Origin of the sequence: Bacillus cereus group sp. RP43 (assembly GCF_040459645.1) — a bacterium.
Classification (GTDB): Bacteria; Bacillota; Bacilli; order Bacillales; family Bacillaceae_G; genus Bacillus_A; species Bacillus_A mycoides_C.
The window spans coordinates 2,877,046-2,902,203 of the sequence record NZ_JARVHQ010000001.1; the positions used below are offsets into that span (position 1 = coordinate 2,877,046).

The following is a 25,158-nucleotide window of genomic DNA, read 5'->3' on the forward strand; positions in this document are numbered from 1 at the left end:
ATGTCCCTCCATTATGTTGGAGGGACATTTTATTTACATATGTATTCAATATTATTATTTTGACTGTTCATTCAATGTCGCAATTATTTCATTGGCAGTATTCTTTCCGTTTCCAATACAAGCTCCAATTCCTACACCGTAATATGAAGCTCCAGCTAAGTATACATTAGGATGCAGAACGGCCAATTTTTCTTGTAATGATTGAACAGCTTGATTATGTTCCAAATGATATTTCGGCATTAAATCTTTCCAATTTGTAACTTCAATTACTTCTGGTTCACCTTTAATTCCAAGACTCTTTTCAATATCATATAAAGCTACTCGTACTAATTCCTCTTCACTATAACTTTTGATCGTTTCATATACTGGATTAGTGCTCTTATAAAACATTCTTACTAATAGCTTTTGTTTACCAGATGTATGTTTCCACTTCCTGCTTGTCCATGTGCAAGCATCACAATGTAAATCACTGTTTTCTGTTACGATAAAACCTGTGCCGTCAGCCGGTAGTTGTTCATCTAGTATGTCAAAACCTAAGTAAATACTTATAAGTGATGAATTTTTAAATGTATTAAAATGCTCGTTTAACTCATTAGACTGTAATAAAGTTTGTGCGATATCATGCGGAGCTGCTAAAACGACATAATCAGCTTGTATCGTCTCATGATTTGCAAAAGAAATATCATATCGATCAACTTTTTTACTTACAGCTGTCGTTACAATACCTTTTTTAATGACAGTCTCAGTCAGCACTTCTTCTAAGCGATTAATAATCGTAGATAGTCCGCTTTTAAATGATACAAATTTTTTATTCCCTGCTGATTGAAATTGTTTTTTATTCTCTTCAAAACCTTTAATAATACTTCCGTATTTATTTTTATAATCCAGTAAATACGGTAATGTAGATGCCATAGTAAGCACATTCAATTTACCAGAATATACACCTGAAAGTACAGGCGCAATTTGTCTTTCCACTAACTCTTTCCCTAAAAAGCTTTCTAAAAATACAGCAAGTGATGTATCCTTTGTAAACTCTTTATTTTTCGTAATAAAATCTTTTAAAGCAACGATTTTCCCTTTTTTTGAGACTAGCGTACTGCTAAATAATGATTCAACACTCATAGGAATCCCAAATATAGTGTCGGAAGGAATTGGATGTAATATGTTATCAGAGTATATGTAAGAAATACCTGTTTCGTTATATACCATTTCATTTTCTAAATTTAAATCTTTTACAAGCGGCAAAACATGTTCATTACGAACTACGATAGAATCTGCTCCAGATTCCATAATAAAATCATTTTCTTCCACACTGTGGATTTTACCACCTAAATACTCTTCTTTCTCAATAAGGATTAAATTTAAATCTATATTATAATCCTTCTTTAATTTTTCTAAGTAAAACATAGTAGAAAGTCCAGTAATACCTCCACCGATGACAACGACTGTTTTCATATTTGCTGCGCTCCTAACCGATACAATTAATAATTCCTTTATTATTATAACCAAAAATCATCATAGTCGACTAGCAGCTTGCGCATTCTGTAAGAAATTAGACAATATATATGAATATATTTTAGGCTGATCATTATGCACTAAATGACCTGCAAACGGAATAACAGCAATATGTATATTGTTGTTTAATTGTTTAAACGTTGTAGCCGCTGTAACTTCATCTTCCGAATCTCCCCCAACAATACACAGTGTAGGTACTTGAAGTTTAGCTACATCACCCGTTTCATGAAATGGGTACCTATCCTTAACTTGCCAAGATTTCAGCAACCCTTTCCAATCACTTTTTACATGAATTTGATTCATATAAGTTACAACTTCTTCATTTTCCATCAACTGTTGATGACACTTTACTTCATACTCCTGATACTCTTCCCAATTATCTCGCTCAATAGGAAAGATACCTGAAAAAGTTAATGTCCTCACTTTATCTGGATATTTTTTTGCAAATAATAAAGCGGCTATCCCCCCTAGTGAAACACCCGCTATATGACAACTATTAATTTGCAAATGTTCTAGTGTATCATTCAAATCATCAGCAGAGCAAAGAAAATAATTATCTAATGTACCTCCTGATTCTCCATGTCCCCTCAAATCAGGACGAATTACTTTATATTGTTTTTCTGTAAAAAATTCTACCTGTTCTTCAAACTCTACTAAACCTGTCATACCACCAGAATGTAAAAGCACAATCGGTTCCCCTTCACCTGAAATATGCGTATGTAGTATCATTTATCCCCCTCCTTTAAAACTGAATATTCTATTTATTAACAGTATATCGAATATATTTCTAAATTACCAAATAAAAAAGAACTATAACATATTCAACTCACGTCATAGTTCTTTCTATTTTAAAAACATAAACCAGTTTATTAATTTGTCAATTTCTTGGCTGAGTGCTATTACTTTTTCATGTTGAAGTCCATAATTTGAGACTAGATTCAATAATTCTTCTTTTTTCAATTCAATTACTTTTTCTAACTTCACTAATTCCATGTCGTCTTTATTCGCTCCAATTTCAAAATATATGTATTTTAGTATAGCCTACTTACATAATAAGTAAAAGTCTCATACGAATGTAAAATCTTACATATTTGAAAAAATAATATACTACTAACAAAAAAAGAGACTTAAACTAAGCCTATTATTATAGATCATTATAATTTTCTACCATATTTATTATGTAACACGTCCTTACAATCATCCCACTTTGGAATCGTATCACTTTCCCAATTTGTAAATTCTAATTCATTCGCTATCTTTTTTGCTATTTTCATGGCTTTTAAATGGCTTCCATTACTACGATACTTTTTCATACATTCCTTATTCTCCCAAACCGGTAACATCCAAAACGTATGCCATCCTTCTTTTGCAAATGAAGAGTGTATTAAGCCATTCGCTTTATTTGCCTGTAGTCCAGCTCTCGTTGTATATATATAAGAACGGTAACATCCTTTTTCCTTTTAGACGCATTCTAGTAACAGGAACAAACATATTCTACATCCTCTCACGTAAAATATAATAAGTTATTACAAAAAACTTTCGTATTTTTATAAATATGTTAGTTTATGAATGTGTGCCATTTACTATTTAAAGTTAGATACTTTTACTCATTAATAATACAACAAAATTTCTCAAATGTTTTATCTTTATATTCTGGAACCCTTGTTAAGTGATCAAAATAACTATATGAAAATTTAAATATGTGCCCAAAATCCCAATTAAATTCGCTGTAGTCTTTAAGCCAGAATGCATTATCTAGCGGAAGTGTATCAACTTGTTTTGCTTTTGTGAGAGGTAAACGATCTACAGGAGAATTCAATATTATTTGGGCATTCGGCATTAAATTACGACTTTTTCTAAGTACATAAACTAGCTTTAATAGTGGTTTTATTCCTCGTTGAAATAATTCTATATGCCCTAAGTCATATAATATATTAATCGCATGTGAGAAGGTAAGCATATGACCAATTAAATCGTGATGTGATTCCGCCTTATATATAACATGAAATTTGGATAACTCATTTAAAATAAATTTAGATAATTGCTTTGGGTTTTTAATTTCACTTTGAACCTCATCATTACATATGCTTAATTGCTTTACTTCTTTAGTTGTAAAACCAATCCAAGACCTACCGGGAATTGTTTTTTGAAACGATAATATAAGGTTTGCTATATTATTAATATCTTGCTCACACCCCCAATGGCCTAACTCCTTAATGGCTAATAAACTTAATGAAGAGTAAATTACATTATGACCAACCCAATGGAGTTCATCAATCGTTTGTTCCGAATATTTGATTATCGTTTCTTCAGCACTTTGATAATCCACACCTTGCTCATTATCAATCGCTATACCTAGCCTTTGCTTATGAAGCATCATTTTCGTTTGAGAATAAATGTTACATGTTGTTTCTTCATCGATGCTATTATCTTTTGTAAAAAAATAACTAGCAATTGCAGCTGCTCCAAAATGCGCATGCCAAATATCATTTGTTTCTTTTTTACATTGAGATATAATTGAAAGCCCCTCTTTTAATACATTTATATTTTCCATCTCTATTATCCCCTCTAAATCCTAATAAAAATGGCTTTTTAGCATCTACAAATTTGCCAAAAAGCCAGGTAAAAACTCTTGAAACATTTCTACCTTAGCTTAAGGAAGGTGTTAACACAAATAAGATATGATTCATCTCATCACTCTTATTCAAAAATCTATGCTTCACGTTCGGTGGAATACGCACAACATCACCTTCTTCTAAAAAATATTCATGCCCTTCTAATTCCACATACACTTCTCCCTTCATTACAACCGCAATTTCTTCTTTATCTTCGTGAGAATAATGACTTTCTGTTGTATTTGCGTGTCCATTTAAATCCATCATTAGCATTTCAATACGAGCTTTCATAAAATCTGGTGTTAATACATCATAAACAATATGATCATTATTTTCTCGATATACTTTTTTCCGATCTTTCTTCTTAGAAATAAGTGAGTCTGTATCAATATCATTAATAAAAAGAGTAAATAGCGGTACATTTAATGCTTTCGCTATTAATTCCAATACATTTAAAGAAGGATTGGCATGTCCTCTTTCAATTTGACTAATAAGTGAAGTACTGATTCCTGCATAATCAGCAAATTCACGAATTGTCATATTATTTTTCTTACGATAACTTAAAACAGTTTGACCTAGTCGATAATGAATCATTTTTAAAATTTCCTTTCGTCCATCATAATACATCTTTCGTCCCTTTTGTGCTGACATACTAAACAGTGGCAATTAACCCTTCCTTATTTCAGCTTAAGCTTATATACTAACTTTTGTACATTATATTATATACAGTTTATTATAATAAACAACCAAACGGAGGGACAAACTTTGAAATCACCTATTCTTTCATATTTCATCTTATTTTTCGGCGTGTTCGCCTTATCAACTTCAGCAATCTTCGTAAAAATAGCAGATGCCCCTGCAGCAATCACTGCTTTTTATCGATTATTGTTTGCTACGGTAATTCTTTTACCGTTTCTAATATTTAATAAAAACAATCGAAGCGAACTTCGCTCATTATCAAAAAAGCAATGGGGATTTGGACTCTTATCTGGATTATTTCTAGCAGCTCATTATGTCCTATGGTTTGAATCATTACAGTATACTTCTGTAGCAAGTTCTACAGTTATCGTAACATTGCAACCTTTATTTTCAATGGTCGGTGGTTATTTTTTATTTAAGGAACGGTTTACGAAAGGTGCAATTATAGGCTGCCTTATTGCAATTTCAGGAAGTATCGTGATTGGGTGGCAAGATTTTCAAATTAGTGGCGAGGCTTTATACGGCGATATTTTAGCTTTTATTGCTGCTGGCGTCATAACAGCTTACTTTTTCATTAGTCAACACGTTCGTAAAGACCTATCCCTAATACCATACTCGGTAATTAGTTATGGCAGCAGTTCACTCTTTCTCGGTATATTTGCTTACACGCAGCAGTCACCTTTCTTCAATTACTCTGCACAAACATGGTGGTCCTTTATAGGTCTAGCATTCATTGCAACGATTTTAGGGCAAACAATTTTCAATTGGTTATTAAAATGGATGAGCGCTACGGTTATCTCGATGAGTATTTTAGGAGAAACAATTGGAACTTGTATTTTAGCCTATTTCATTTTAGAGGAAACAATTTCTTTACAGCAAGGACTAGGAATTCTACTTATTTTCATTGGATTAGCATTATTTTTATTACAACCGAAACAATTGAATCACAATTTATAAACAAGAAAAGCATGACATTAGTTTGCCATGCTTTTCTTGTTTAGTTATTATTGAGGGGATTGTTCCATCTGCTTTTGCTGTAACCTTTGCTCTAACACATGAATCATAAAGAGAAAATGCTCTGCTTCTCTTGTAACATGATCAGCAAGCAATGGATTTATGACACTTCGAATTTGGCACGTTTGAATTAACTCTAACCCTGCTTTTTTGAAATTCCTTAACTCAACAGTGGCATTTTCACTATCCTTATTCATTTTTCCTATAATCGGATATGTCGGTTCTTTTTGATATAACATGGATTCAACATCTCTAGCTTGATTTAGAAGAACTTCAAAATCATCACCAAATTTCAGTGCTGTATGGACAAGATTTCTCTCCGATTGATCCAGTAATGATCCAATAAAACGGGAATGTTCCATCATAATACGTAACCAAAAAACATTCTCACTAATAATTGCATCTTGAATAGGATCCATTTTCCCCTCGTTAAACTTTTGGAGTGTTCGCATAAAATATTCTGCTTCTCGTGCAACATGATCCACTAAAAGTGGGAAATTAAACCCTTTCACCTTACAATTAATAATTAAAATAAGTAAATTTCTTTTATAATTACGAAAAGCATATACGAGTTGAATACTCTCTTCATTTAATTGCCGAACTGCTTGAACAGTTTGTGGAATAGTAAATGCTTTTTGCAGCTGCCTATCAAACAGATTATAAAATTGCTCAACTTGCTGAATCAAATTTTTATCGTTACGATTAAATCCCTCACCAAGAAATAAAGCATGCTCTTTCATTATACGTAACCAAAATCTATTTTCAGTTATAGATCGCTCAATAAATAATTGTTCTGTTAATGATTCAGATGGAGCCGCTTTCAATTCCGGTGGCAACAGCATCGCCCGTTGTGGGTCCATAATAAAATGGCCAGGAATAGGTTGTTCTTTTGACATTACAATCACTCCTTATTCCTTGAATGCACTATTTTGCTATGTATAAAAATAAATATAATTTAAATATACTTATACGATGATTTTTTCAAGGTTTTTGAAATTTCCACACATACATTTCCCTATCTCATACTTTTGTTTCCTGGCGCAGATTGATCTACACCTTTAATAAGTTTTGTTCATTCCCCTTACACATAGAAATAGATTCTATTAAGTCATATGCTTTCCGGATCAAGATGATTCCTAATGCTTCATCTGTTAAAATATCCGTTTAATAAAAATTGCTTTTTACTTTTAATAAACTAAAAAAGCATGGCGTCCTTTTGCCATACTTTTTTCAAAACAAATCGACATTTCCGTTCAATTTACACCTCTATTTATTATGTACAATCAAACCATTTGGCCTAAAACGACTCATCATGATTTCGTTAATAAAATTCCCATGAGCCTTCAAATTCCCAACCTTTATACCCTCTTCGATAAATCCAAATTTTTCATATAATACTTTGGCTCTAGGATTCGTTTCTAATACACCAAGTTCCACTCGTTCTAACATGAGCCAATTATCAGCTAAATCAAGCATTTTTGTAAGAAGTGCTTTTCCAATTCCTTTATTATGATATTCACTATCTACTCCGATGAATAAATCACCCGAGTGAGATCTTCGTCCTGGACTTTGGGTTAAACCGACAAATCCAACAACTTCTCCATCATACTCTGCTACAAATTCAAATTGATTCTGTGCTAAATTTCGAATTCTATTCTCCATTGCATCTACACGCATACTAGGTAGGAAAACCATATATGGTAAAACATCATCTTGAATGCATATACGATGAATTGCTCTAGCATCTTGTATTTCTACTGCTCTAACGTTAATCTCCATCTTTCTCCCTCCATTCAAATATCATTTCTAATATCCAATATTAAAATCCTGCCTACTCTTATTTCTTTGTGTTATTTTTATATAATTATTTCGATATAAAATTTATTTTTTGAACATCATCTCTTATATTCTTCTATTCTCTCGTTCAAAATAAAAAAATTACTTAGAAGATGCTAAGTGATTTTTTGTTTAACTTTTCACCCGATTATACAACTCAAGCAGTTCTTCTACTGGAATACCGTTTATTTTCATACCAGTTATATTACAATTTTCTATCTCAACGTTTTTAAGATTACTATTACTTATTGTACATTCTTCCAAATCACATCTTTCAAATAAAATAGGTTCCTTTTCCGCTCCAAGATTTGTATTCTTGAATTGAACTCCACCTAATGTCACCAAATTAAATTTACTTCCCGAGAGATTTAAATCCGCATATGAGGAGTTCCTTAAATTTATATTTTTAAACTTTGATTGACTTAAATTACAATTACTCATATTAATATTCATTACATTGCTATTAACAAATGAACTATCTTTTAAATTCACTTGATAATACTCTGTATTTGCCAAATTACAGTTTTCGTATTGCCCACTTTTCATATCTTTATTTTTAACTAAGTTCTCTTCACTTGAAGCTGCCTTTATTCTTTTCACATAGCAATATTCATCTTCCGTTTCAAAAATTGTTTCAAAGCCCATTTTTTTATAAAAATGGTGATTATTAATTTGTCTACTAGACGTCTCAAGATCCCAAATCCTTACGCTTGGAAACTCTTCTTCTATAAAATCAATAACCTGTGCTCCAATTCCTATTCCTTGATGTTTAGGTTCTACAAATATACGATCAATTCGACCGTAAGACTTACCAGAAATCGTAACTATAATTCCACCGACAATTTCTTCGTCCATTATCACTTTAAAATAATCCAATTCTTCGATCGAATACATAGTCATCTCAACTGAAGAATATCCTGGTGGTTGAATGTTATAATCTATTACACCCTCTTGGCCACATAGCCATTGTTTTGCTTCTTCATCGAATGTCCTTTTCATTATTTCTGTTAACTTTTTAGCATCTAGAATTGTAGCTTTTTCAATAAATATCATAGCCATTTTGAATCCCCCTTAATATCCCCTAAAAATAATTATAAAATAAAGAACATTAAAATAATATGTTATTAATTTATTAATTTATTAATTTATTAATTAATTCAATACAATTAAACCTACATAACATAAAAGCTCTAAATCGTGAACATTAATACAAGTCCATGATTTAGAGCTTTTATGTATTTTTTGTTGTTTCTTCGTTATGCACCTTCCGTACCATAATCTTCAATTGTTAACTTTACATTATATTTAATTGGTGTCTTACTAAACACTTTATCCCAATCCTTTTCAACTTTCTTCCATACTTTTGGATACTCGATTTTCAAACTAGTATTAAAGCCAGCAACATCAGTTTTATATTCCTTTTGAATTTTTTGTAATGTATGCTTCACTAATCGCTTCACTTCTTGCTGAGCAGATTGCTCCACCCTTTTGAGAAATTTATTTTTAAAAGCTTCCTCTGACTCAGACCAGTTTTCGGATAACCGTCCCACAGACTGTACATTGACATCGAAAGATATTTTATCCCCTTTGACATGGGGCGTAATTTTACTTTTTATAGATTTCACTTCATACATCACTAATTTTTTCGTCTTTTCATCATAACTTTTCACCAAACCACTTTTCCCTTTTGCAGTTATCCACATTAAGCCTTCTAATTCATTCTCGCTCAAAAAGCCACGAAGTTTTTTTGTGCTCCCTTTCATAACAGCAGCACCTACATATTTCACTTCTCCGTCTATAGAAATCACATTTGGCAAAAGAAAACTCGCTCCAGATTTCACCTTTCCTGGTAGTTTTGCAAGTGGCATCGGTGGTAAAATTCGTGAGGATCTATATTGATTATCCTCGATTTCAATTAAGCGAAATGCTGGAATTTCCCCTGATTCTTTTGATTTTAACGTATCACTAGCTAGCCCTTTACTAACCATAATAAAGCAACTCGGTCTCATCTCATTATCACGAACGTAGATGTCCAATAACTGCGTTAAATTATATGTTCGGGCGATACTTTCACTAACAACTATTACTTTCGTGTGATGAAAAATGATAGGCCTTTGCCTTCTTAATGCAACTTCACGTATTGATTGATGAAGAGAATCTCCTGTTTCTGCAACATTCATATAAGCTTTTTGTTGTGATACTCCACCTTTGCCTCCGTCTGATGATGATTGTGCTTTAACAAATTGATAGGTGGTTGTTATTAAATTCCTCTTTTTATATCCGCCGCCCTTTTCTTCAATTTCTTTCTCAATCTTTGTTTCCTTTTCTTTATCTATTGCTAAACCTACGGCGAAACCTAACTCCTCAATTTCATGACTACTCCAGCATCCTGTAAGTAATAAGAGAAAAACTATTGATGCTATGCTTATAATAATTTTTCTACCTTTAACATTTTGGTTCATGCCTTTTTTTCCTCCCCTTCGAAATCATAAGAAGAAGAAACGGAAGAATTCCAAATAAAATTATTGCTGCGTTACTAATCAAATTTCCAAATTCAAATAACTCATTTATGTTTTTTGGAATTTCAGCAACGATATATATTACTGGAAGTAATCCATACAAAAAGGAATGAATATTTTTATTAAAGAGCTGCGCTAACCCTAAAGCAGCTGCATAATAGCAAATTGTATATGTTGCAAAGATTTGCATAATCCATATCACTAGTAACAAAGATTCAAACCGTTCAAAAATTAAGCCCTGAATTTCAAAACTTCTCATAAGGTCAATTGTAGGCCATGTTCTCACCAATACACCATCGATAGAAAACGCTCCTATAACCATTACAACTGTAATAACATAAAAAAGTAAAGGAATCGAAGTGCCAATTATAACAACTTTTACACCTTGAGACGGTTTCTTCATAAATGCTAAAAGTAACAACATAATTTCTGCTCCCGAATATGCCATAGTTGTTGTTTTTAGACCTTTTAATGCCGGAACAATCCCTAATCCTAATACAGGACGAAGATTATCGAGTTCAAATATTCCAATACTCATAAAAGATGTAACTAAGAAAATAAAAACTGTAATTGGAAAAATAATTTCAAATAAACGTGCTATCGCATTTATTCCGCCTAAATTTAAATACAGACATATCCACATGAACGGCATAATAATAGCCCAGTCAGGCGTACCTTCTAGTAAAAAAAAACTTGTTATACCTTCCAACGATCTAAGCTCAAATGACGAAAGTGTTAAAAAGTAACCGATAATCAATAAACTAATTACCACCCCAAGCCATTTCCCTACAAGCTCCTGGCTATATTGATAAAATGTTTTTTCAGGAAATTGTTGACTCAATTTCACGATAATTATTCCTGCAACTATCGCAATTAATCCTCCTAAAATAACCGTTATCCAAACATCCGGTGTATTCACTTTCTCAGCCGCAGTTCTAGGCAAGGTGAGAATTCCGATAGCAAGTATATAATTGATAAGAATAACAACTGCTTGTGAAGTGGGAATTTTGTCCTTTGAGTTCGTAATCATTCCTCTTCACTACCTTTCCGTACATAGTCTTTTAAATTCAACATTTTTGGACGTCGCTTCATCATCTGAATTGGCATACGAACCATAAAATCCTTCCAATCAGTAAATTGATATAAGACAGCCGGGCTAGCATAAGGTACACCAAAACTTTTAAGCCTTGCAATATGACTGCATATAAAGAGGAAAAATAAAATAACTCCATATAACCCAAATATCGCAGCGAAAAACATAGCTACAAAGCGAAGAATACGTAATGGAATTGCTGTACTATAATGAGAAAGTGCAAAAGAAGAAATAGCTGTGGCCGCCACAACAATTACCATGATTGGACTCACAATTCCAGCTGATACAGCTGATTGCCCAATGATTAATCCTCCTACAATTCCCATCGCTGAACCAATAGGCTTAGGTAGTCGTAGCCCTGCTTCTCGTAAAATTTCAATTGCAATTTCCATAAATAATCCTTCTATAATTGCAGGAAACGGGACGCCTTCTCGTCCTCCTATAATTGAAATGGCTAACTTAGTTGGAATCAATCCAGGATGGAATGAAATAAATGAAATGTACAGAGCGGGAGCAAATAGAGAAATAATAGCTGTTCCAAAGCGCAATAAGCGAATCAGCGTACCTGGTATCCAACGTTCATAATAATCTTCAGGCGATTGCATCATCATACTAAATGTAACCGGAACAATTAATACAAAAGGGGTTCCATCCAATAAAATTGCAACCCTTCCTTCCATTAATGCAGCGATAACTTTATCAGGACGTTCCGTACTCTGTACTTGCGGGAAAGGACTAAGATAATTATCTTCAATAAGTTGTTCTATATAACCTGATTCTGGCACATTATCAATATTAATTTTCTCAATTCTCTTCTTAACTTCTTCTACTAATTCTGGATCAGCAATCTCCTTCATAAAGGTAACAACCAACTCTTTTTTAACTCGTTCTCCTACATGAAATTTCATTAAAGATAATCCTTCATTTTCACCATGTAACCGCAACAAAGCAGTATTGTCCGACAAAACTTCTGTGAAACCTACCCGTGGACCTCTGACCGATCCTTCTGATACTGGCTCTTCAACATTACGTGTTTTTCCTTTTTTTGTATTAAGTATGAATACATCTGATAATCCATCAATTAATAATGCTGTGGAACCAATTAGCACTTTTGACATCATTTTTTGGACAGATTGCACCTCTTCTACTCCACTAATAGGAAGAACTCGGTTTTTAATAAACTCTTTTGAAACTCTTTCTTCCTTATAGGATGATTCATCTTTATACTCATCAAAAAAATTACACATTAGTGATTTCATAATGTGCGTATCAATAAGATCTTTATCTGACAGCCCTTCTACAAAAACAAGAACTGCCCGGATGCTAGTCCCGCCAATGTTAAACTCTCGACAATAAACGTCCGAGTTATCAAGAGCTTCTTTTTTTATAACTTCTAAATCTAAGTTGAAATCACCTGTAAAATAGTCTTCAGAAACTTTTATCGCGTTATTCTCATATGTATTTCCTTGTTCTTGGCTTTGATTAACTATTGAATCCTGCGCTCTCACCTTCATCACTCTTTCTCAAAAAAACTTCCTATATACTCTTCTTTACATATCAATATTTGTTTTCACTTAAATGTAGTTCGTTATATTATTCTTTTTCTAATGTACGAATCCAACTAAAAAATCTTGAAATTATATATGGAATGAAAAGTACGATAAAGGCTTGCATAAAAACTTTCCACTCAGGTACATACAGAACAATCGTGTCCCACATTTTTATCATCCTATAACAATACATAATTTTAGAAATTCCTCACTCAATTGGAATTTCTTATGAATTATTATGTCTGATAAGAAAAATTTTAATGCACTTAAAACTTCATGTTACATTTCCTCTATATTTTTCGTTGCATATTCAAAATGGTCATTCTTTATCAGACAAACAAAAAAGAAGGTTGCCTAAAAATCAGTTTTACTGACCTTATCGGCAACCTTCTTTTATAAAGTATCTTCTTTTTGTAATTGCTTTTCTTCTTTCCAAAGCTTTCCTGGCCAAAATGCGAAGCGTCCTAAAACGACTGTAATAGCAGGCACTAGCAGTGGTCTTACAATAAATGTATCTAGCAGTACACCGATTGCTGTCACAATACCGAATTGAACTAGAACTTGAATTGGTAACGTACCTAACACCGCAAATGTTCCTGCTAAAATTAAACCTGCGGATGTAATTACACTACCTGTTTGTATAACACCATTTTTTACTGCATCCAAGTGATTTTGTTTCTTTCTGTTTTTCCATATTTCTGAAACCATAAAGATATTATAATCTTCACCTAAAGCAACTAAAAATACGAATGCGTATAATGGGATCGCGCCTTGTATTGCGGGAGCTCCCATACCAAAGTGAAGTACTATCCATCCTGCTCCTAGCGCTGAGAAGAATGATAAAACGACAGTTACAATTAAATAAATCATCGCGACGATAGAACGTAAGTAAACAAGCAATAATAAAGCGATAATACTAATCATCACAGGAATAATAACCGCTTCATCACGTTCTGTTATTTGTTTTGTATCATATAAGGAAGCTGTTTCCCCTCCAATCCACAATTGATTTTCTGCATTACTAATCCCTGTGTCTTTTAATACTTTTTTTACACTATTTTTCAATTCAGGGATTTGATCTAATGCTTCAATTGAGTATGGGTTTTCCACTAAAGAAACTTCATACATTTGCAATTGATTATTTTCTTTTCCCTTCATTGGTTCTTTCACTTTATTAACAAAGGATAATTTCTCTATTTCTTGTTTAATAGGTAAATCTTTTCCTTTTGAATCAACTACAATCTTTACTGGTGCTAATTCTCCAGCTGAAAAATGATCCGTGATTAATGTAAATCCTTCACGTGATGGCATATCTTTCGGGAATGATTCTAATAAATCGTACGTGTATTGAATACGTGGTACAAATGAAGCCAATCCTCCTAATAAAAATACAGTTAGCATAATAATTGTCCACGGTTTACGTACAACAATATCACCAAGCTTTTTACTAAAGTTCCCCTTTGTAGCTTTTACTTTTAAAACTTTCTTTTTCGCAAACTCTTCATTCATTGCAGTTGTTCTCGGTATGAATGGGAAGAATGCCACTCTACCAAAAATTAATAAAAATGCAGGAAGAATTGTTAATGCAGCGATTCCCATTATGAAAACAGCAACACTAAATGGTACTGCAAATCGATGAAAGGCTCCATAATGTGCAAGTAATAATGTTCCTAATCCAAGTACGACAGTTAATGCACTCATTATAATTGCCCCGCCAGATGCTTTAATCGCTAGTTGCAGTGCTTTATATTTACTTTCTTCTTCTAGTAAATACTCCCTATATCTCGAAATTAAAAATAGACAATAGTCCGTTCCAGCGCCAAACAATAATACTGTCATTATTGATATCGCTTGGGCATCTACTTTAATCCATCCATGATCGGCCAAAAAACCAAGTGTAGGACTTATAATACCGTACGCAAATCCAACGACAATTATAGGCAAAATCGCTAAAATCGGTGAGCGGTACAGTAAAATTAATAAAACTAATACAAGTAATACAGTAGCAACTAATAATTTCACATCAGCTTGACTAAATAAACTTACCGCATCCGTTTGAATACCTACAGGTCCAGATAATCGAACATGTAAACCAGAATCGGTAATTTTTTGTTTGAATGGATCTTCATCCACTTTACTATTCACTATTTTTCGTAACTCTTCTAAATTACCTTTTAATATATCCGTTCCAGCAGATTTATTAAAGAATATTGGTGTAACAAATGATGTACCATCTTTTGATGCACTTTTTGATAATACTTGCTCTGGAATTGTATCAAATGGTGGTAATGTTGATTGTTCTTTTAAAGGACTGGCCTTTAATTCTTTATAAACGTCTTGTATGAGTTTATAATCCTTTGACTGTAATCCACCATCTCGATGCCATACTACTAACAACGGATTTCCTGCATTATTAGGAAATTCTTTTTTCATAAGTGCTTCAGCTTGCTGTGACATAGCTGTTTCAGGTAAATTTTTCGGATTCGGTTCTTTCATACTGTTTACTTGTGGCAACGTAAATGAAAGTACCAATGTAATAAGAATCCAAACCGATAAAGTTATCCATTGCGTATTCTTCCCTGCTACAAGCTTCCCTAACATATTTAACGGGTGCTTTTTCATAAAAACCCACCTTCCTTTTCCCCACCAATATTAATTATATATACTGGTCGGTTAATTAATCAAGAATGATTAAAAAATTATGTTATAATTATCTCAATAATAAATGTCAGGAGCGAATGTATTTGGATCAAAAACAACGTCCTCTCGGAAGGCCTCGTCAAAATAAAAATACAAAATCTACAAAAGCAATCATTTTAGAAGTTGCAACTAGGTTATTTCTCACTCAAAATTATCAAGTTGTTTCGATGGATGAGGTCGCGAAAGAATGTGGTGTTACAAAAGCAACCGTCTACTATTATTATTCAACAAAAGCGGATTTATTTACCGCTACTATGATTCAAATGATGGTACGAATAAGAGAAAATATGGATCAAATCCTCTCTACAAATAAGACTTTGGAAGAAAGATTATTGGACTTTGCTACAGTATACTTGCACGCAACGATGGATATTGATATGAAGAACTTCATGAAAGATGCAAAACTATCCTTATCTGAAGAGCAATTGAAGGAATTAAAAAATGCCGAGGATAACATGTATGAAGTATTGGAAAAAGCACTCGAGAATGCGATGGCCCTTGGAGAAATACCTAAAGGAGATCCTAAATTTGCTGCCCATGCTTTCGTAGCTTTATTATCAATCGGGAATTTTAAAGATGAAAATCACAATCCTACTCTTGCAAATATAGATGAATTAGCAAAACAAATCGTTTCGTTTTATTGGAATGGGTTAAGTCATCAAAATTAAATTGATTATATTTAATAAAGAGCACGTTTGAAATTCCTTCCAACATGCTCTTTATTAATTTAAGGGTTTTATTTATATACTAGCAATTAGATTATACTTTAGCACCGATTAACAAAAAATTCTTATCTACAGCTTTTGAATTTGTGCATTTATATTCCCCTTACTTAATCCGCCATGGTAACAAACTACCGAATCAATTTTTAGATTTAAATACTTCTTCAAAGAATTTTGCGCTTCCTTTACGTCCAAAGTGGTTGGGGCATGAATTCCCCCTAAAATTCCGTTTACGCTATACATTGAATCCCCAGCGATAAGAGTTTTACTTTGTCTCAAATATAAACTAATATGACCAGGAGTGTGCCCTGGGGTATGAATAACAAGAATACCACCGCAATATGGAAGTTCTTGGCCGTCAACCAAAGTATCATCCACTTTTCCTTTCGGAGGATTCTGTACTTGTGCATCCTTCAATAAAGGTAACTCCCCCTCGATATATGGCTTATCTAGCTCATGAGCATAGACTCTTATATTACTTCCACAGTTATGTAATAGTTCAGGAAGACTACCTATATGATCTATATCTTGATGCGTCAAAATCACGGCTTTTAGTTTATCAAACGATACTCCAACCTTATCCATTTCTACTCGTATATCTTCAATTTGTCCAGGAAATCCAGTATCTATTAAAACTGCCATTTCATTATCCCATAAAAGAATTGGGTGAATAATATACTCTTGGAATTCAAGATGTAACATCTCTACTCCCTTAGCAATCTCCATGACTTTTGTCTCCTTTATTATTAGGTTTTTAAAATCTAAAAATAGATTTGAATACATAAAAAACTTAATAAATAAAACCCTGCTATCGTATAATATGTTTCGTCATACCAATCGAAAATTCCTCAAATCCAATTGATTCATAGTAAGATTTTAAATCTTCAACACACATAAGTTGTGGAATAACTCGTTTTTGTTCACAGTGCCGGATTAATCGTTCCACTATTTCCTTTCCAATGCCTTTGGACTGATATTCCGGTAATACACACACTCCGCAAATAATGCCAGTAATTACACCATCTGATATAACGCGTCCCATCCCTACTAACTTTTGGTCATCAAAAACATATATTGCATACCAACTTTGCTTACACATTTGCTCTAACTCGTTAACCGATAATTCAAGAGAATTCCATCCTAAAGATTCATACATAGTTAATAATTCATTGAAATCTTTAGGGGGGCAATCGTGTAATTTAAAATAGTTTTCATGTAAATACTCCCTATCATCCTTTTTGTTTTTATTCCATAAAATTTTTGACCGTCGTTAAACTGACTAGAACAATACTTCAATAAGAAAAAATGAAACTCCTTCTCTTTAAAAACACAAGGAACTTAATAAGATTGATACCATATATATTTCTCTATTTAATATTTGTTTAGTATATCAACTAATGGTGAGTATAAAATATATACATTTCAACCATCACCAAATACTGAATCTAAATTACAATTATAAGAAAAAGAAGGTATCTCATCTTTTTGAGATACCTTCTTTTATATCAATCTATCATTATATTATCAACCGAAAATCATACAGCTACATACGATAAGAACAAACAAAACTAATAAACTATTTGAGAAATAACCCATAGAATACTACCCCTTTATTTAATTATGTAAAAGATTTTACCATAAAATTATTAATAGTATAATGACTGAAAAAGACATTGGCTTCATTAGTTTTTTATGTATAAAGTAATATTTTATAATTTTTCCATTCTCCTCTCATAAAAATACTTTAACTTTTCCTCTACTATATTTCTCACGATTTAAATAACCTCATATTAGTAAATAATGACTAATATGAATGTAATTATTTGATTTTAAGTGAAAATAGCAATAAAATAATTACTAAATTGATAAAGGACACGAAAAATAGACGATACTATTAAACAATTTATTAGAAAACATCCGAATGCTACTATAGTAAATATCGGTTCTGGACTAGACACTACTTTTTCAAGAATTGATAACGGTACTATACAGCGGTATAACCTTGATTTGCCTGATGCGATCAATTTTCGCAAAATATTAATTGAAGATACACCTCGAAATATAAGCATTGCAAAATCATTCTTTGACACTTCTTGGTCCAACGCTATAAAATATGATCCGAAAGACGATATTCTTTTCATATCAGCAGGTGTGTTTTATTACTTTAAAGAAGAAGAACTGAAGGACGGGAGAGTGTTTTAATGAGAGTTCACGAAATACCCATTGTTAATAAAAAGGCTTACCTTTTACTGAATGTGGAAGGAGGACATGCTTCAGTTATAGTTTGTCACTATTTGGATTATAAATCAGTTCTTTTATCTTTATCTGGATTCTCGCCCAAACTAATGACCTCTTCTCCTTTTCAATAGTTTCGAGTTAGGTCCGGGATTTCTAAAGGTCGCGTACGTTCCAAACAATCTCACCGCGCTCGTCCCACGTACTGTGATGCCTCTCAAATCCTATCTTTTCTAACACCCGGAAGGACGCAACATTCCAAGCGCCTACAGTCGACCAAAGTCTGTGGCGCCCGGTAGCAATCGCAGCGTCTAGCACAGCAGATGCCGCCTCAGTCGCATAGCCTTTGCCATGAGCACTGCGGAACAACTCGTATGCGATCTCCGGCTCTTCCAGTGTGGAACGACCGATAATCAAGCCACAGTATCCGATGAAATCACCTTCGTCTCGTCGGCGAATAGTGAGAAGGGAAATACCATTTTCGACTGCCCTCTTACGCATCTCGATAAGTTGGCTACGAACGGCGTCAAGGGTTGGCATATCAACACCACGTTCGCCAATTAATTTTCTCATCCAAGCTGAATCGGATTCCTCCCACATATTCAGATCAAGTCGTTCAGTTTTCAGCTGGAACTCCATAGCTTTAAATAAAGCTGTCATAGTGGAAACCTCCTAGTTATGTTACTGCACTCATAATAGTTTCGCGCCTCATCAGGTTGGAAACCCGGTTGATTCGCGAATCTATTTTCCAACTCTCGCGAGAGTTTATAGCAACAGTATACAAAAAATTAGTGTTATTTCATGCATAAGTAATTACCCTACAAAATAGACCTTTTTGTCAAACTTTTTTCAAAACTAACTATAATATAAAGGCAAGAACATATTGTACATATCAAATAGGTCCTCTCCTTTACTTTTATTTACTTCAACAACTATAAACTAAATATAATTCGGACGAAGTCTTTTTTATTTATCTTTCAACTAAGCTAATTGCTAACTCACGTTTGTATCGAATAGATGTGAAACCTTCGCCTACAGGTAGCCCATAAGCTAGTCTTTCATCTTGATATTTAAATCCAACTGCTTCATAAAATGGAATTCCCATATCATTATCTTTAGCAACTGAAACCCATTGTTCTTTTGCACCACGTTCAATTTGATCATTTTTAATAATGTACACCATCTTCCAACATGTACTGAATCACTTATTTTCTCTCCTTATCGCTCATTTACTACCACCTAAATGTATATGTTCTAATTATTAACACCTTTTTCTTTTAAATTCTTTAGGCCCTATCCTCATTTATAGTAATAGCTTTCTTATTCGAAAAAAGATTTTTAAAAATTCCTACCCCTACAATTAATAGACCTATACCAATTAATTTATTTATTTGTATAGGTACTCTCCCCATTCCAAACAATCCAAATGTATCAATACATAATGCAACAACTAATTGAGTAATAAGGCTAATGAGCACCGTATAAGCTGGACCTAAACTCTTTATTGCACCCATTATACAAATAATTAATCCGATACCAAACAATCCACTTATATAAAATAAATAATTTGCAGTATAAAAGTTAATGCTTATACTTTTCTCTGTAATGATATGAAATAAAACAGAACTTATGAGACCTATTCCAAGAACACATGCAGTTGTAAGCCACTGTCCTACATTTTCATTCACTTTCGTATTAAAAACAGATTGTAAGCTAATTAATATTCCAGCTAATATAGCTAAACTAAATCCAATCATAATCCTTTTCTCCCTTTCATTACTCATATATATTATCTTTAGCAACTTCCTTCATTCTAGAAAAATCTTTAATTACAATAACTCCATTATTCTTTTCAATTAATTTTTCATTATAAAATTTTTGTAAAACTCGAATTGCATGCCTATAACTTACACCTATATAATCTGCAATACTTGATACAGAAGTTGAATCCAAATCCTCTTTATACATATTCCCATTACTATCTGTTGAAATTGAAAGTAAATAACTAGCTACACGTACTTCTACCGGATAAAGTAAATTTAGAGCTGTAAAACGAGTCGATATTTTTAACGTGTTCGCAATATTTTCAAGCAAAAAGTTCATAAATATAGGATCATGTAATAACTTGTTTCTAATAACCGTATTAGAAATGGAGATAGCTACAACATCAGAACAAGCTTCAACAACATTATGCGCTTTACTATTTTGTATTAGTTCAATATCACCGACAACTGCCAACGGATTTATAAAGCGAAGGATTAGTTTCTTTCCTTCTGGTGTAATCGTGTAAACTTTTACTTTTCCTTTAATAACAAAATATAAACGATGCATTTCATCATCTTTATCGCAAATAAGCTTGCCTTTTTCAAAATGATTTACTTGAAAATTGTCAGTACTTATTCCTGGAAAAATTCCAAGCATATTAAAAGCTTTCAAATATTGAATAATTAAGTCTGATTTATTATCCACTTACAATCCCTTCTTTCCTTACATATTAAACACAAAAATACCTAAAATCATTACTATTGTCCCCACAATATGGTATCTCTCCATTTGTATCTTTTTTATATGAAATAATCCTTTCATTTCAATAACAGTAGCTGTTAATAATTGAGCAACCATAAGTGTTCCAGCTGTTAATGTAACTCCCATTGAATATATCGCCATTGTTTCTGTACAAATAATCAAGCCACCAAGTGCACCAGCTGCTAAATATACTTTTTTTACACCCTTTAAATCTGTTACTTTCTCTTCTTTCTTTAACAAAAATATAGTTGTTGCAATAAGAAACCCAATTAAATGCGTCATAATACTCGTCGACCATATACCGATATCTGAACTAAGTTTCGCATTAAACGTACCTTGAAGTGTAATGAATACTCCTCCAAAAACTGCAAGTAAAATACCTTTCAAAAAATCACCTCCTAATCTTCTATCTATGATTTAATTAAAAGCTACAATGCTACAACGACAAAAGGACAAATGTCACATCGATATGAAAATAATTAGTGATGTACACGAAAAAACACATCTCAAAATATGTGAGATGTGTTTAAAACATTTTATCTATATATAATATTTTAGTAATTAAAACTACGCTACATTAACACCTTTATTCTTCAAAATAAACTTTCCAAATACGAAACGTACAAGAGGTCCCATTATTATTAATTGAAGTGGGTACGCCATAATAAAATTTTTAATAAAGACCGAAAAATAAATTGAAACGAATGAATCACCATGTAACCCATTATGTAAATACATCATAGCGATTCCGTAAAATGACATAAAGAATACCATTCCGATTACCATTGTTGTTGCCATCGCAATAATCATGTTTACTTTTTTTGATTTATCAAATGGTAATGCAAATACAATCTTTTTCGCACACGGTCCTACGATACATATTTCAATTAATAGCGCAATAATAAATCCAATTATTAGTTCTAATGCGATCTCCTTAATATGAATTGGCCCTCCTGCTCCATTCATTAATAAATTGTAAAACGTCATAACTATAACCATCCCAAGGCACATCATCATACCGAATTGGAGGTTTTCCTTTCTTGTTGTTGGCAATTTTCATCATCCCTTCTCTTTGAGTCTTTGTCATTATATCGATATTGGAAACTCCTTCGTAAGTGAACATTTTGTGAACGTTTTTAAAGCGTTTACGTGCATTTCTTTCAGGCTTCACTCCAATCCTCCCACTTTATAACTTTTCACTTATAAAGGTTTTATATATTTTAATGTTGAATTATTAAATTTAATATTGAATTATATGATAATTACTACTAGGAGGATAACCATGAATAAAGCAGAATTTTACGCATATCACATCGTTACAAGGAAAACAATGCGTATCGGACAAATCATTCATTTTGACAAAAATCAAACTAATACCCTCTATCACTTCTTTTTTGAAAGAGAACAATTAAATTCTAATGATGAAGACTCCATTCAAATTTTAAAAAGTCATTATCTCAATGAGGAATTACATATAAATAATGAAAATGCTAAAGTAGTTATGAATTATATAGATCAAACAATTAGAGCGGTTAGAGAAACGATTTTAGAAATGGTTAGACTGCAAGAATTTCCTGAATATCCTTCAAGGTTGTCTTGCTTATATGCTTCCAAAAGCTATGAAGATGCTTTGAAATGGAAAGCGCTATTTGATTCTTACAATCGAGAAGTTTTGCAGATTGTTAAACTACAAGTGATCGGTAGTTCTTTTGAAGGTGACGGAAATCTTTTACCGAAAGAAGATGGTATTCCTTTCGCTCAAAAAATTGAACAGGCTAGAGAGTATTGGAAAGGAAACGTTAGAAATGAACTTCCTGAGCTACTAATTAATGGGAGAATTGAAGTGGTAGAAATTATTGATGATTTTTCCCAAATTCATATTTAATTCCTGACTAAATATTATAGGATGGAGATTACAATGATGAAAAAAGTGTACTTCAATCATGATGGTGGTGTAGATGATTTAATTTCATTGTTCCTATTACTTCAGATGGACAATATTGACCTCACAGGTGTTTCTATTATCCCAGCAGATTGCTATTTAGAACCAGCGATATCTGCAAGTCGTAAAATTATCGATCGCTTCGGAAAAGGTAATATTGAGGTAGCAGCGTCCAACTCTCGTGGGAAAAACCCATTTCCAAAAGACTAGCGGATGCATGCATTTTATGTAGATGCTTTACCAATTTTAAATGAGTTTGGAAAAGTTATAACACTCGCGGCAGCTAAACCTGCACATCATCATATAATAGAGACTCTTCTACAAACTGATGGAAAAACAACTTTATTATTTACAGGGCCCCTGACTGACCTTGCTCGCGCATTATATGAATCTCCAATAATCGAAGATAAAATTAAACGTCTCGTTTGGATGGGCGGTACATTTCATACTGTGGGAAATGTACATGAGCCAGAACATGACGGAACAGCCGAATGGAATTCATTTTGGGATCCCGAAGCAGTAGCTCGTGTTTGGGATGCTAATATAGTAATTGATTTAGTAACTCTAGAAAGTACTTATCAGGTTCCACTAACTTTAGATGTACGTGAACGTTGGGCAAAAGAAAGAAAGTATATTGGTGTTGACTTCCTTGGTCAATGCTATGCAATGGTCCCTCCTCTCGTTCACTTTTCAACTAACTCTACCTACTATTTGTGGGATGTATTAACTGCTGCTTTTGTTGGGAGAGCTGATCTTGCAAAAACAAAAACGATTACTAGTATCGTTCATACATACGGACCCAGCCAAGGACGTACAGTGGAAACTGCTAACGGAAGACCAGTAAATGTCATTTATGATGTGAAACGTGATGCATTCTTTGAATATATTACTGAATTAGCTAAAAAAGCTGCTAATCACAACCAGTGTTGAAAGCCGTATAAACCCAGTTGATGAGCCAGCAAAAAAATTTAGAAATTGGTTGGGACTAAATATTTAATTATTAAAAAGAGTATTGAATTAATTTTCAATACTCTTTTTGTGAAGTCAAATTGTATTTGTTCAGAACAAGCACCAATTTATTTTGAGCTAGGTTTTACAGATTAACCATTTCATAACCATTTACAAAGTACGTTATTGTTTCTAGCTCATCTTCATTTAATTCTCTATCTAGTTCTTGTTTATATGCTGCCTTTATCTTCTCTTCATCGCCTTTATGAGTTTCCGTATAAGTTCCTACTGTTTTTAGCAATTGAATTTCTTGTAAAAACTCATCCCGATTTATAGCTGTCCCATGAGAAAGAATATATGTCTCAGCATCAAATTTCTCTAATTCTTGTATCAGTTTAAACGTTCGTTTCGTTGTATAGTTCCGCTTTGCAGAAAAGATATCTGCATATATACAGTCTCCTAAAAACAAAATCTTTTCTTCTTTAATATAAATGACAACAGAGTCATGTGAATGGTCTCCGCCCACATGCTTTAACACACATGTCACATCACCAAGGTCTAATTCAAGTTGTTTCTGAAAGGTTAAGGACGGCGGAAGAATTTGAATATTTCTTGGTTTTTCACTGAACTCTTTTTTTATACAGTCCGCACAAAATTCAATTTCTGTACCCTCTTTCACTCGTGCGTCCAATGCCTCATCCGACCACTCATAAGAAACAAGTGTGTTCATCTCTTTTTTTGTTTCAAAATGTGCGATAGACAATGCATTTTGTAATACAGGCAATCCAAAAATATGATCCCAGTGCCAATGCGTTAATGCTACAAAATCAGGATTTGAGATATTTTGCTCTTTTAGCATTTCTAAAAACAATTGTGTATGTGCTTCTGAATTACCTGCATCTATCATCAAAGTCTTTTCTTTTCCAACTACCATTCCTAAGATAGGTCTATCAGTCTCGGAAACAGGTGTCATATACCAAAATGCGTTTCCTATTTTTTTAATTTGCTGCATAACTATTGCCTCCATTTTATGACTGTGTAAAAATTCCCAGCCGAGAATTTTCTTTATTTTGATTACTAGTAAATAACAATGTCAGAAATGAAATCATTCTACATTTTTTATTATCTAGTGAAATACAAATACTAATTTTGACAAAGGCATCCTTTCTCAACATTTGTTACTTTTAATCTATTTTACGCTACGAATTTACATTTAAATTATATTACAATCTGTATAAATGAGA

At 32.8% G+C, this 25,158-nt stretch carries 25 protein-coding genes and 3 pseudogenes; 5 read left to right on the forward strand and 23 right to left on the reverse strand.

The features are described 5' to 3' along the window. Nucleotides 1-54: 54 nt before the first annotated feature. The 6 genes from QCI75_RS15085 to QCI75_RS15110 form a co-directional block, all read right to left on the reverse strand. Nucleotides 55-1,455, reverse strand: coding sequence for a protoporphyrinogen oxidase (locus QCI75_RS15085; RefSeq protein WP_353760775.1), 1,401 nt, complete (start codon nt 1,453-1,455; stop codon nt 55-57). A 60-nt stretch (nt 1,456-1,515) separates the two neighbouring features. Continuing rightward, complete coding sequence (locus QCI75_RS15090) at nt 1,516-2,244, reverse strand: alpha/beta fold hydrolase (protein WP_353760776.1); 729 nt, start codon at nt 2,242-2,244, stop codon at nt 1,516-1,518. 114 nt (nt 2,245-2,358) lie between these two features. Further along, nucleotides 2,359-2,508, reverse strand: a complete 150-nt coding sequence (locus QCI75_RS15095) for an aspartyl-phosphate phosphatase Spo0E family protein (protein WP_098767787.1) — start codon at nt 2,506-2,508, stop codon at nt 2,359-2,361. 161 nt (nt 2,509-2,669) lie between these two features. Further along, nucleotides 2,670-2,828, reverse strand: a complete 159-nt coding sequence (locus QCI75_RS30565) for a hypothetical protein (RefSeq protein ID WP_235676331.1) — start codon at nt 2,826-2,828, stop codon at nt 2,670-2,672. A 290-nt stretch (nt 2,829-3,118) separates the two neighbouring features. Beyond that, a complete protein-coding gene (locus QCI75_RS15105) occupies nt 3,119-4,069 on the reverse strand; it encodes a hypothetical protein (protein ID WP_353760777.1) in 951 nt (316 codons plus the stop codon). Between the two features lie 94 nt (nt 4,070-4,163). After that, nucleotides 4,164-4,781, reverse strand: a complete 618-nt coding sequence (locus QCI75_RS15110; RefSeq protein WP_186320858.1) for a helix-turn-helix domain-containing protein — start codon at nt 4,779-4,781, stop codon at nt 4,164-4,166. Between the two features lie 114 nt (nt 4,782-4,895). On the opposite strand from QCI75_RS15110, the gene QCI75_RS15115 reads away from it, so the two are divergent. After that, entirely contained in the window at nt 4,896-5,786 is an 891-nt protein-coding gene (locus QCI75_RS15115) for a DMT family transporter (protein WP_353760778.1), read from the forward strand. Nucleotides 5,787-5,833: 47 nt separating this feature from the next. Here QCI75_RS15115 and QCI75_RS15120 read toward each other — a convergent pair whose 3' ends face one another. The 7 genes from QCI75_RS15120 to QCI75_RS15150 all read right to left on the reverse strand — a co-directional run bounded on the left by QCI75_RS15120 (nt 5,834) and on the right by QCI75_RS15150 (nt 15,463). Next, entirely contained in the window at nt 5,834-6,739 is a 906-nt protein-coding gene (locus QCI75_RS15120; RefSeq protein ID WP_144505565.1) for a DUF2935 domain-containing protein, read from the reverse strand. 370 nt (nt 6,740-7,109) lie between these two features. Beyond that, entirely contained in the window at nt 7,110-7,622 is a 513-nt protein-coding gene (locus QCI75_RS15125; RefSeq protein WP_144505566.1) for a GNAT family N-acetyltransferase, read from the reverse strand. A 189-nt stretch (nt 7,623-7,811) separates the two neighbouring features. Continuing rightward, entirely contained in the window at nt 7,812-8,738 is a 927-nt protein-coding gene (locus QCI75_RS15130; RefSeq protein ID WP_353760779.1) for a GNAT family N-acetyltransferase, read from the reverse strand. A gap of 197 nt (nt 8,739-8,935) precedes the next feature. Continuing rightward, nucleotides 8,936-10,141, reverse strand: coding sequence for a Ger(x)C family spore germination protein (locus QCI75_RS15135; protein WP_353760780.1), 1,206 nt, complete (start codon nt 10,139-10,141; stop codon nt 8,936-8,938). Next, the gene (locus QCI75_RS15140; protein WP_144505569.1) at nt 10,125-11,228 is read right to left on the reverse strand and encodes a spore germination protein; all 1,104 of its coding nucleotides are present in this window, start codon (nt 11,226-11,228) and stop codon (nt 10,125-10,127) included. Before QCI75_RS15140 ends, QCI75_RS15135 begins: the two co-directional genes overlap by 17 nt. Next, on the reverse strand, nt 11,225-12,805 hold the full coding sequence (locus QCI75_RS15145) for a spore germination protein (RefSeq protein ID WP_353761546.1): 1,581 nt from the start codon (nt 12,803-12,805) through the stop codon (nt 11,225-11,227). The genes QCI75_RS15140 and QCI75_RS15145 overlap by 4 nt, the downstream gene beginning before the upstream one ends. A 429-nt stretch (nt 12,806-13,234) precedes the next feature. Next, nucleotides 13,235-15,463: an MMPL family transporter gene (locus tag QCI75_RS15150; protein WP_144505570.1), complete on the reverse strand. Its 2,229-nt coding sequence runs from the start codon at nt 15,461-15,463 to the stop codon at nt 13,235-13,237. Nucleotides 15,464-15,585: 122 nt separating this feature from the next. Between QCI75_RS15150 and QCI75_RS15155 the strand changes: the two genes are divergently transcribed. Beyond that, a complete protein-coding gene (locus QCI75_RS15155) occupies nt 15,586-16,209 on the forward strand; it encodes a TetR/AcrR family transcriptional regulator (RefSeq protein WP_144505571.1) in 624 nt (207 codons plus the stop codon). Between the two features lie 126 nt (nt 16,210-16,335). Here the strand turns inward: QCI75_RS15155 and QCI75_RS15160 are convergent, their stop codons facing one another. Together QCI75_RS15160 and QCI75_RS15165 are read right to left on the reverse strand one after the other, a co-directional pair. Then, on the reverse strand, nt 16,336-16,989 hold the full coding sequence (locus tag QCI75_RS15160; protein ID WP_353760781.1) for an MBL fold metallo-hydrolase: 654 nt from the start codon (nt 16,987-16,989) through the stop codon (nt 16,336-16,338). An 82-nt stretch (nt 16,990-17,071) separates the two neighbouring features. Beyond that, nucleotides 17,072-17,419, reverse strand: coding sequence for a GNAT family N-acetyltransferase (locus tag QCI75_RS15165; protein ID WP_353760782.1), 348 nt, complete (start codon nt 17,417-17,419; stop codon nt 17,072-17,074). 713 nt (nt 17,420-18,132) lie between these two features. Between QCI75_RS15165 and QCI75_RS15170 the strand changes: the two are divergent. After that, nucleotides 18,133-18,450: pseudogene (locus tag QCI75_RS15170) on the forward strand (class I SAM-dependent methyltransferase); the annotation flags it as partial. A gap of 204 nt (nt 18,451-18,654) precedes the next feature. Here the strand turns inward: QCI75_RS15170 and QCI75_RS15175 are convergent. The 7 genes and pseudogenes from QCI75_RS15175 to QCI75_RS15205 form a co-directional block, all read right to left on the reverse strand. After that, on the reverse strand, nt 18,655-19,158 hold the full coding sequence (locus tag QCI75_RS15175) for a GNAT family N-acetyltransferase (RefSeq protein ID WP_144505574.1): 504 nt from the start codon (nt 19,156-19,158) through the stop codon (nt 18,655-18,657). 310 nt (nt 19,159-19,468) lie between these two features. Beyond that, nucleotides 19,469-19,672, reverse strand: a pseudogene (locus QCI75_RS15180) (N-acetyltransferase); the annotation flags it as partial. A 112-nt stretch (nt 19,673-19,784) separates the two neighbouring features. Next, nucleotides 19,785-20,255, reverse strand: coding sequence for a DMT family transporter (locus QCI75_RS15185; RefSeq protein ID WP_353760783.1), 471 nt, complete (start codon nt 20,253-20,255; stop codon nt 19,785-19,787). A 19-nt stretch (nt 20,256-20,274) separates the two neighbouring features. Next, entirely contained in the window at nt 20,275-20,967 is a 693-nt protein-coding gene (locus QCI75_RS15190) for a Crp/Fnr family transcriptional regulator (protein WP_353760784.1), read from the reverse strand. A gap of 18 nt (nt 20,968-20,985) precedes the next feature. After that, on the reverse strand, nt 20,986-21,411 hold the full coding sequence (locus QCI75_RS15195) for a DMT family transporter (protein WP_353760785.1): 426 nt from the start codon (nt 21,409-21,411) through the stop codon (nt 20,986-20,988). 180 nt (nt 21,412-21,591) lie between these two features. Then, nucleotides 21,592-22,041, reverse strand: a complete 450-nt coding sequence (locus tag QCI75_RS15200) for a DUF2798 domain-containing protein (RefSeq protein WP_235676332.1) — start codon at nt 22,039-22,041, stop codon at nt 21,592-21,594. After that, nucleotides 21,959-22,195 carry a hypothetical protein gene (locus tag QCI75_RS15205; RefSeq protein WP_235676333.1) on the reverse strand — a complete coding sequence of 79 codons (237 nt, stop codon included), beginning with the start codon at nt 22,193-22,195 and terminating at the stop codon, nt 21,959-21,961. The genes QCI75_RS15200 and QCI75_RS15205 overlap by 83 nt, the downstream gene beginning before the upstream one ends. 111 nt (nt 22,196-22,306) lie before the next feature. Here QCI75_RS15205 and QCI75_RS15210 point away from each other — a divergent pair, with 111 nt between their 5' ends. Next, on the forward strand, nt 22,307-22,909 hold the full coding sequence (locus QCI75_RS15210) for a DUF2441 domain-containing protein (protein WP_144505580.1): 603 nt from the start codon (nt 22,307-22,309) through the stop codon (nt 22,907-22,909). Nucleotides 22,910-22,942: 33 nt separating this feature from the next. Next, nucleotides 22,943-23,896 (forward strand): annotated as a pseudogene (locus QCI75_RS15215) (nucleoside hydrolase). 163 nt (nt 23,897-24,059) lie between these two features. Here QCI75_RS15215 and QCI75_RS15225 read toward each other — a convergent pair. Next, complete coding sequence (locus tag QCI75_RS15225) at nt 24,060-24,926, reverse strand: MBL fold metallo-hydrolase (protein WP_144505582.1); 867 nt, start codon at nt 24,924-24,926, stop codon at nt 24,060-24,062. Between the last annotated feature and the right edge of the window lie 232 nt (nt 24,927-25,158).

Coding starts and splice junctions, on each gene's coding strand:
- QCI75_RS15090 (WP_353760776.1), bottom strand. CDS start 2,244: ATGATACTACATACGCATATTTCAGGTGAAGGGGAACCGATTGTGCTT.
- QCI75_RS15130 (WP_353760779.1), bottom strand. CDS start 8,738: ATGGCTATGATATTTATTGAAAAAGCTACAATTCTAGATGCTAAAAAG.
- QCI75_RS15135 (WP_353760780.1), bottom strand. CDS start 10,141: ATGAACCAAAATGTTAAAGGTAGAAAAATTATTATAAGCATAGCATCA.
- QCI75_RS15125 (WP_144505566.1), bottom strand. CDS start 7,622: ATGGAGATTAACGTTAGAGCAGTAGAAATACAAGATGCTAGAGCAATT.
- QCI75_RS30565 (WP_235676331.1), bottom strand. CDS start 2,828: ATGAAAAAGTATCGTAGTAATGGAAGCCATTTAAAAGCCATGAAAATA.
- QCI75_RS15110 (WP_186320858.1), bottom strand. CDS start 4,781: ATGTCAGCACAAAAGGGACGAAAGATGTATTATGATGGACGAAAGGAA.
- QCI75_RS15160 (WP_353760781.1), bottom strand. CDS start 16,989: ATGGAGATTGCTAAGGGAGTAGAGATGTTACATCTTGAATTCCAAGAG.
- QCI75_RS15105 (WP_353760777.1), bottom strand. CDS start 4,069: ATGGAAAATATAAATGTATTAAAAGAGGGGCTTTCAATTATATCTCAA.
- QCI75_RS15150 (WP_144505570.1), bottom strand. CDS start 15,463: ATGAAAAAGCACCCGTTAAATATGTTAGGGAAGCTTGTAGCAGGGAAG.
- QCI75_RS15200 (WP_235676332.1), bottom strand. CDS start 22,041: ATGATGATGTGCCTTGGGATGGTTATAGTTATGACGTTTTACAATTTA.
- QCI75_RS15120 (WP_144505565.1), bottom strand. CDS start 6,739: ATGTCAAAAGAACAACCTATTCCTGGCCATTTTATTATGGACCCACAA.
- QCI75_RS15165 (WP_353760782.1), bottom strand. CDS start 17,419: ATGTATGAATCTTTAGGATGGAATTCTCTTGAATTATCGGTTAACGAG.
- QCI75_RS15095 (WP_098767787.1), bottom strand. CDS start 2,508: ATGGAATTAGTGAAGTTAGAAAAAGTAATTGAATTGAAAAAAGAAGAA.
- QCI75_RS15225 (WP_144505582.1), bottom strand. CDS start 24,926: ATGCAGCAAATTAAAAAAATAGGAAACGCATTTTGGTATATGACACCT.
- QCI75_RS15210 (WP_144505580.1), top strand. CDS start 22,307: ATGAATAAAGCAGAATTTTACGCATATCACATCGTTACAAGGAAAACA.
- QCI75_RS15145 (WP_353761546.1), bottom strand. CDS start 12,805: ATGAAGGTGAGAGCGCAGGATTCAATAGTTAATCAAAGCCAAGAACAA.
- QCI75_RS15175 (WP_144505574.1), bottom strand. CDS start 19,158: ATGACAGCTTTATTTAAAGCTATGGAGTTCCAGCTGAAAACTGAACGA.
- QCI75_RS15140 (WP_144505569.1), bottom strand. CDS start 11,228: ATGATTACGAACTCAAAGGACAAAATTCCCACTTCACAAGCAGTTGTT.
- QCI75_RS15185 (WP_353760783.1), bottom strand. CDS start 20,255: ATGATTGGATTTAGTTTAGCTATATTAGCTGGAATATTAATTAGCTTA.
- QCI75_RS15085 (WP_353760775.1), bottom strand. CDS start 1,455: ATGAAAACAGTCGTTGTCATCGGTGGAGGTATTACTGGACTTTCTACT.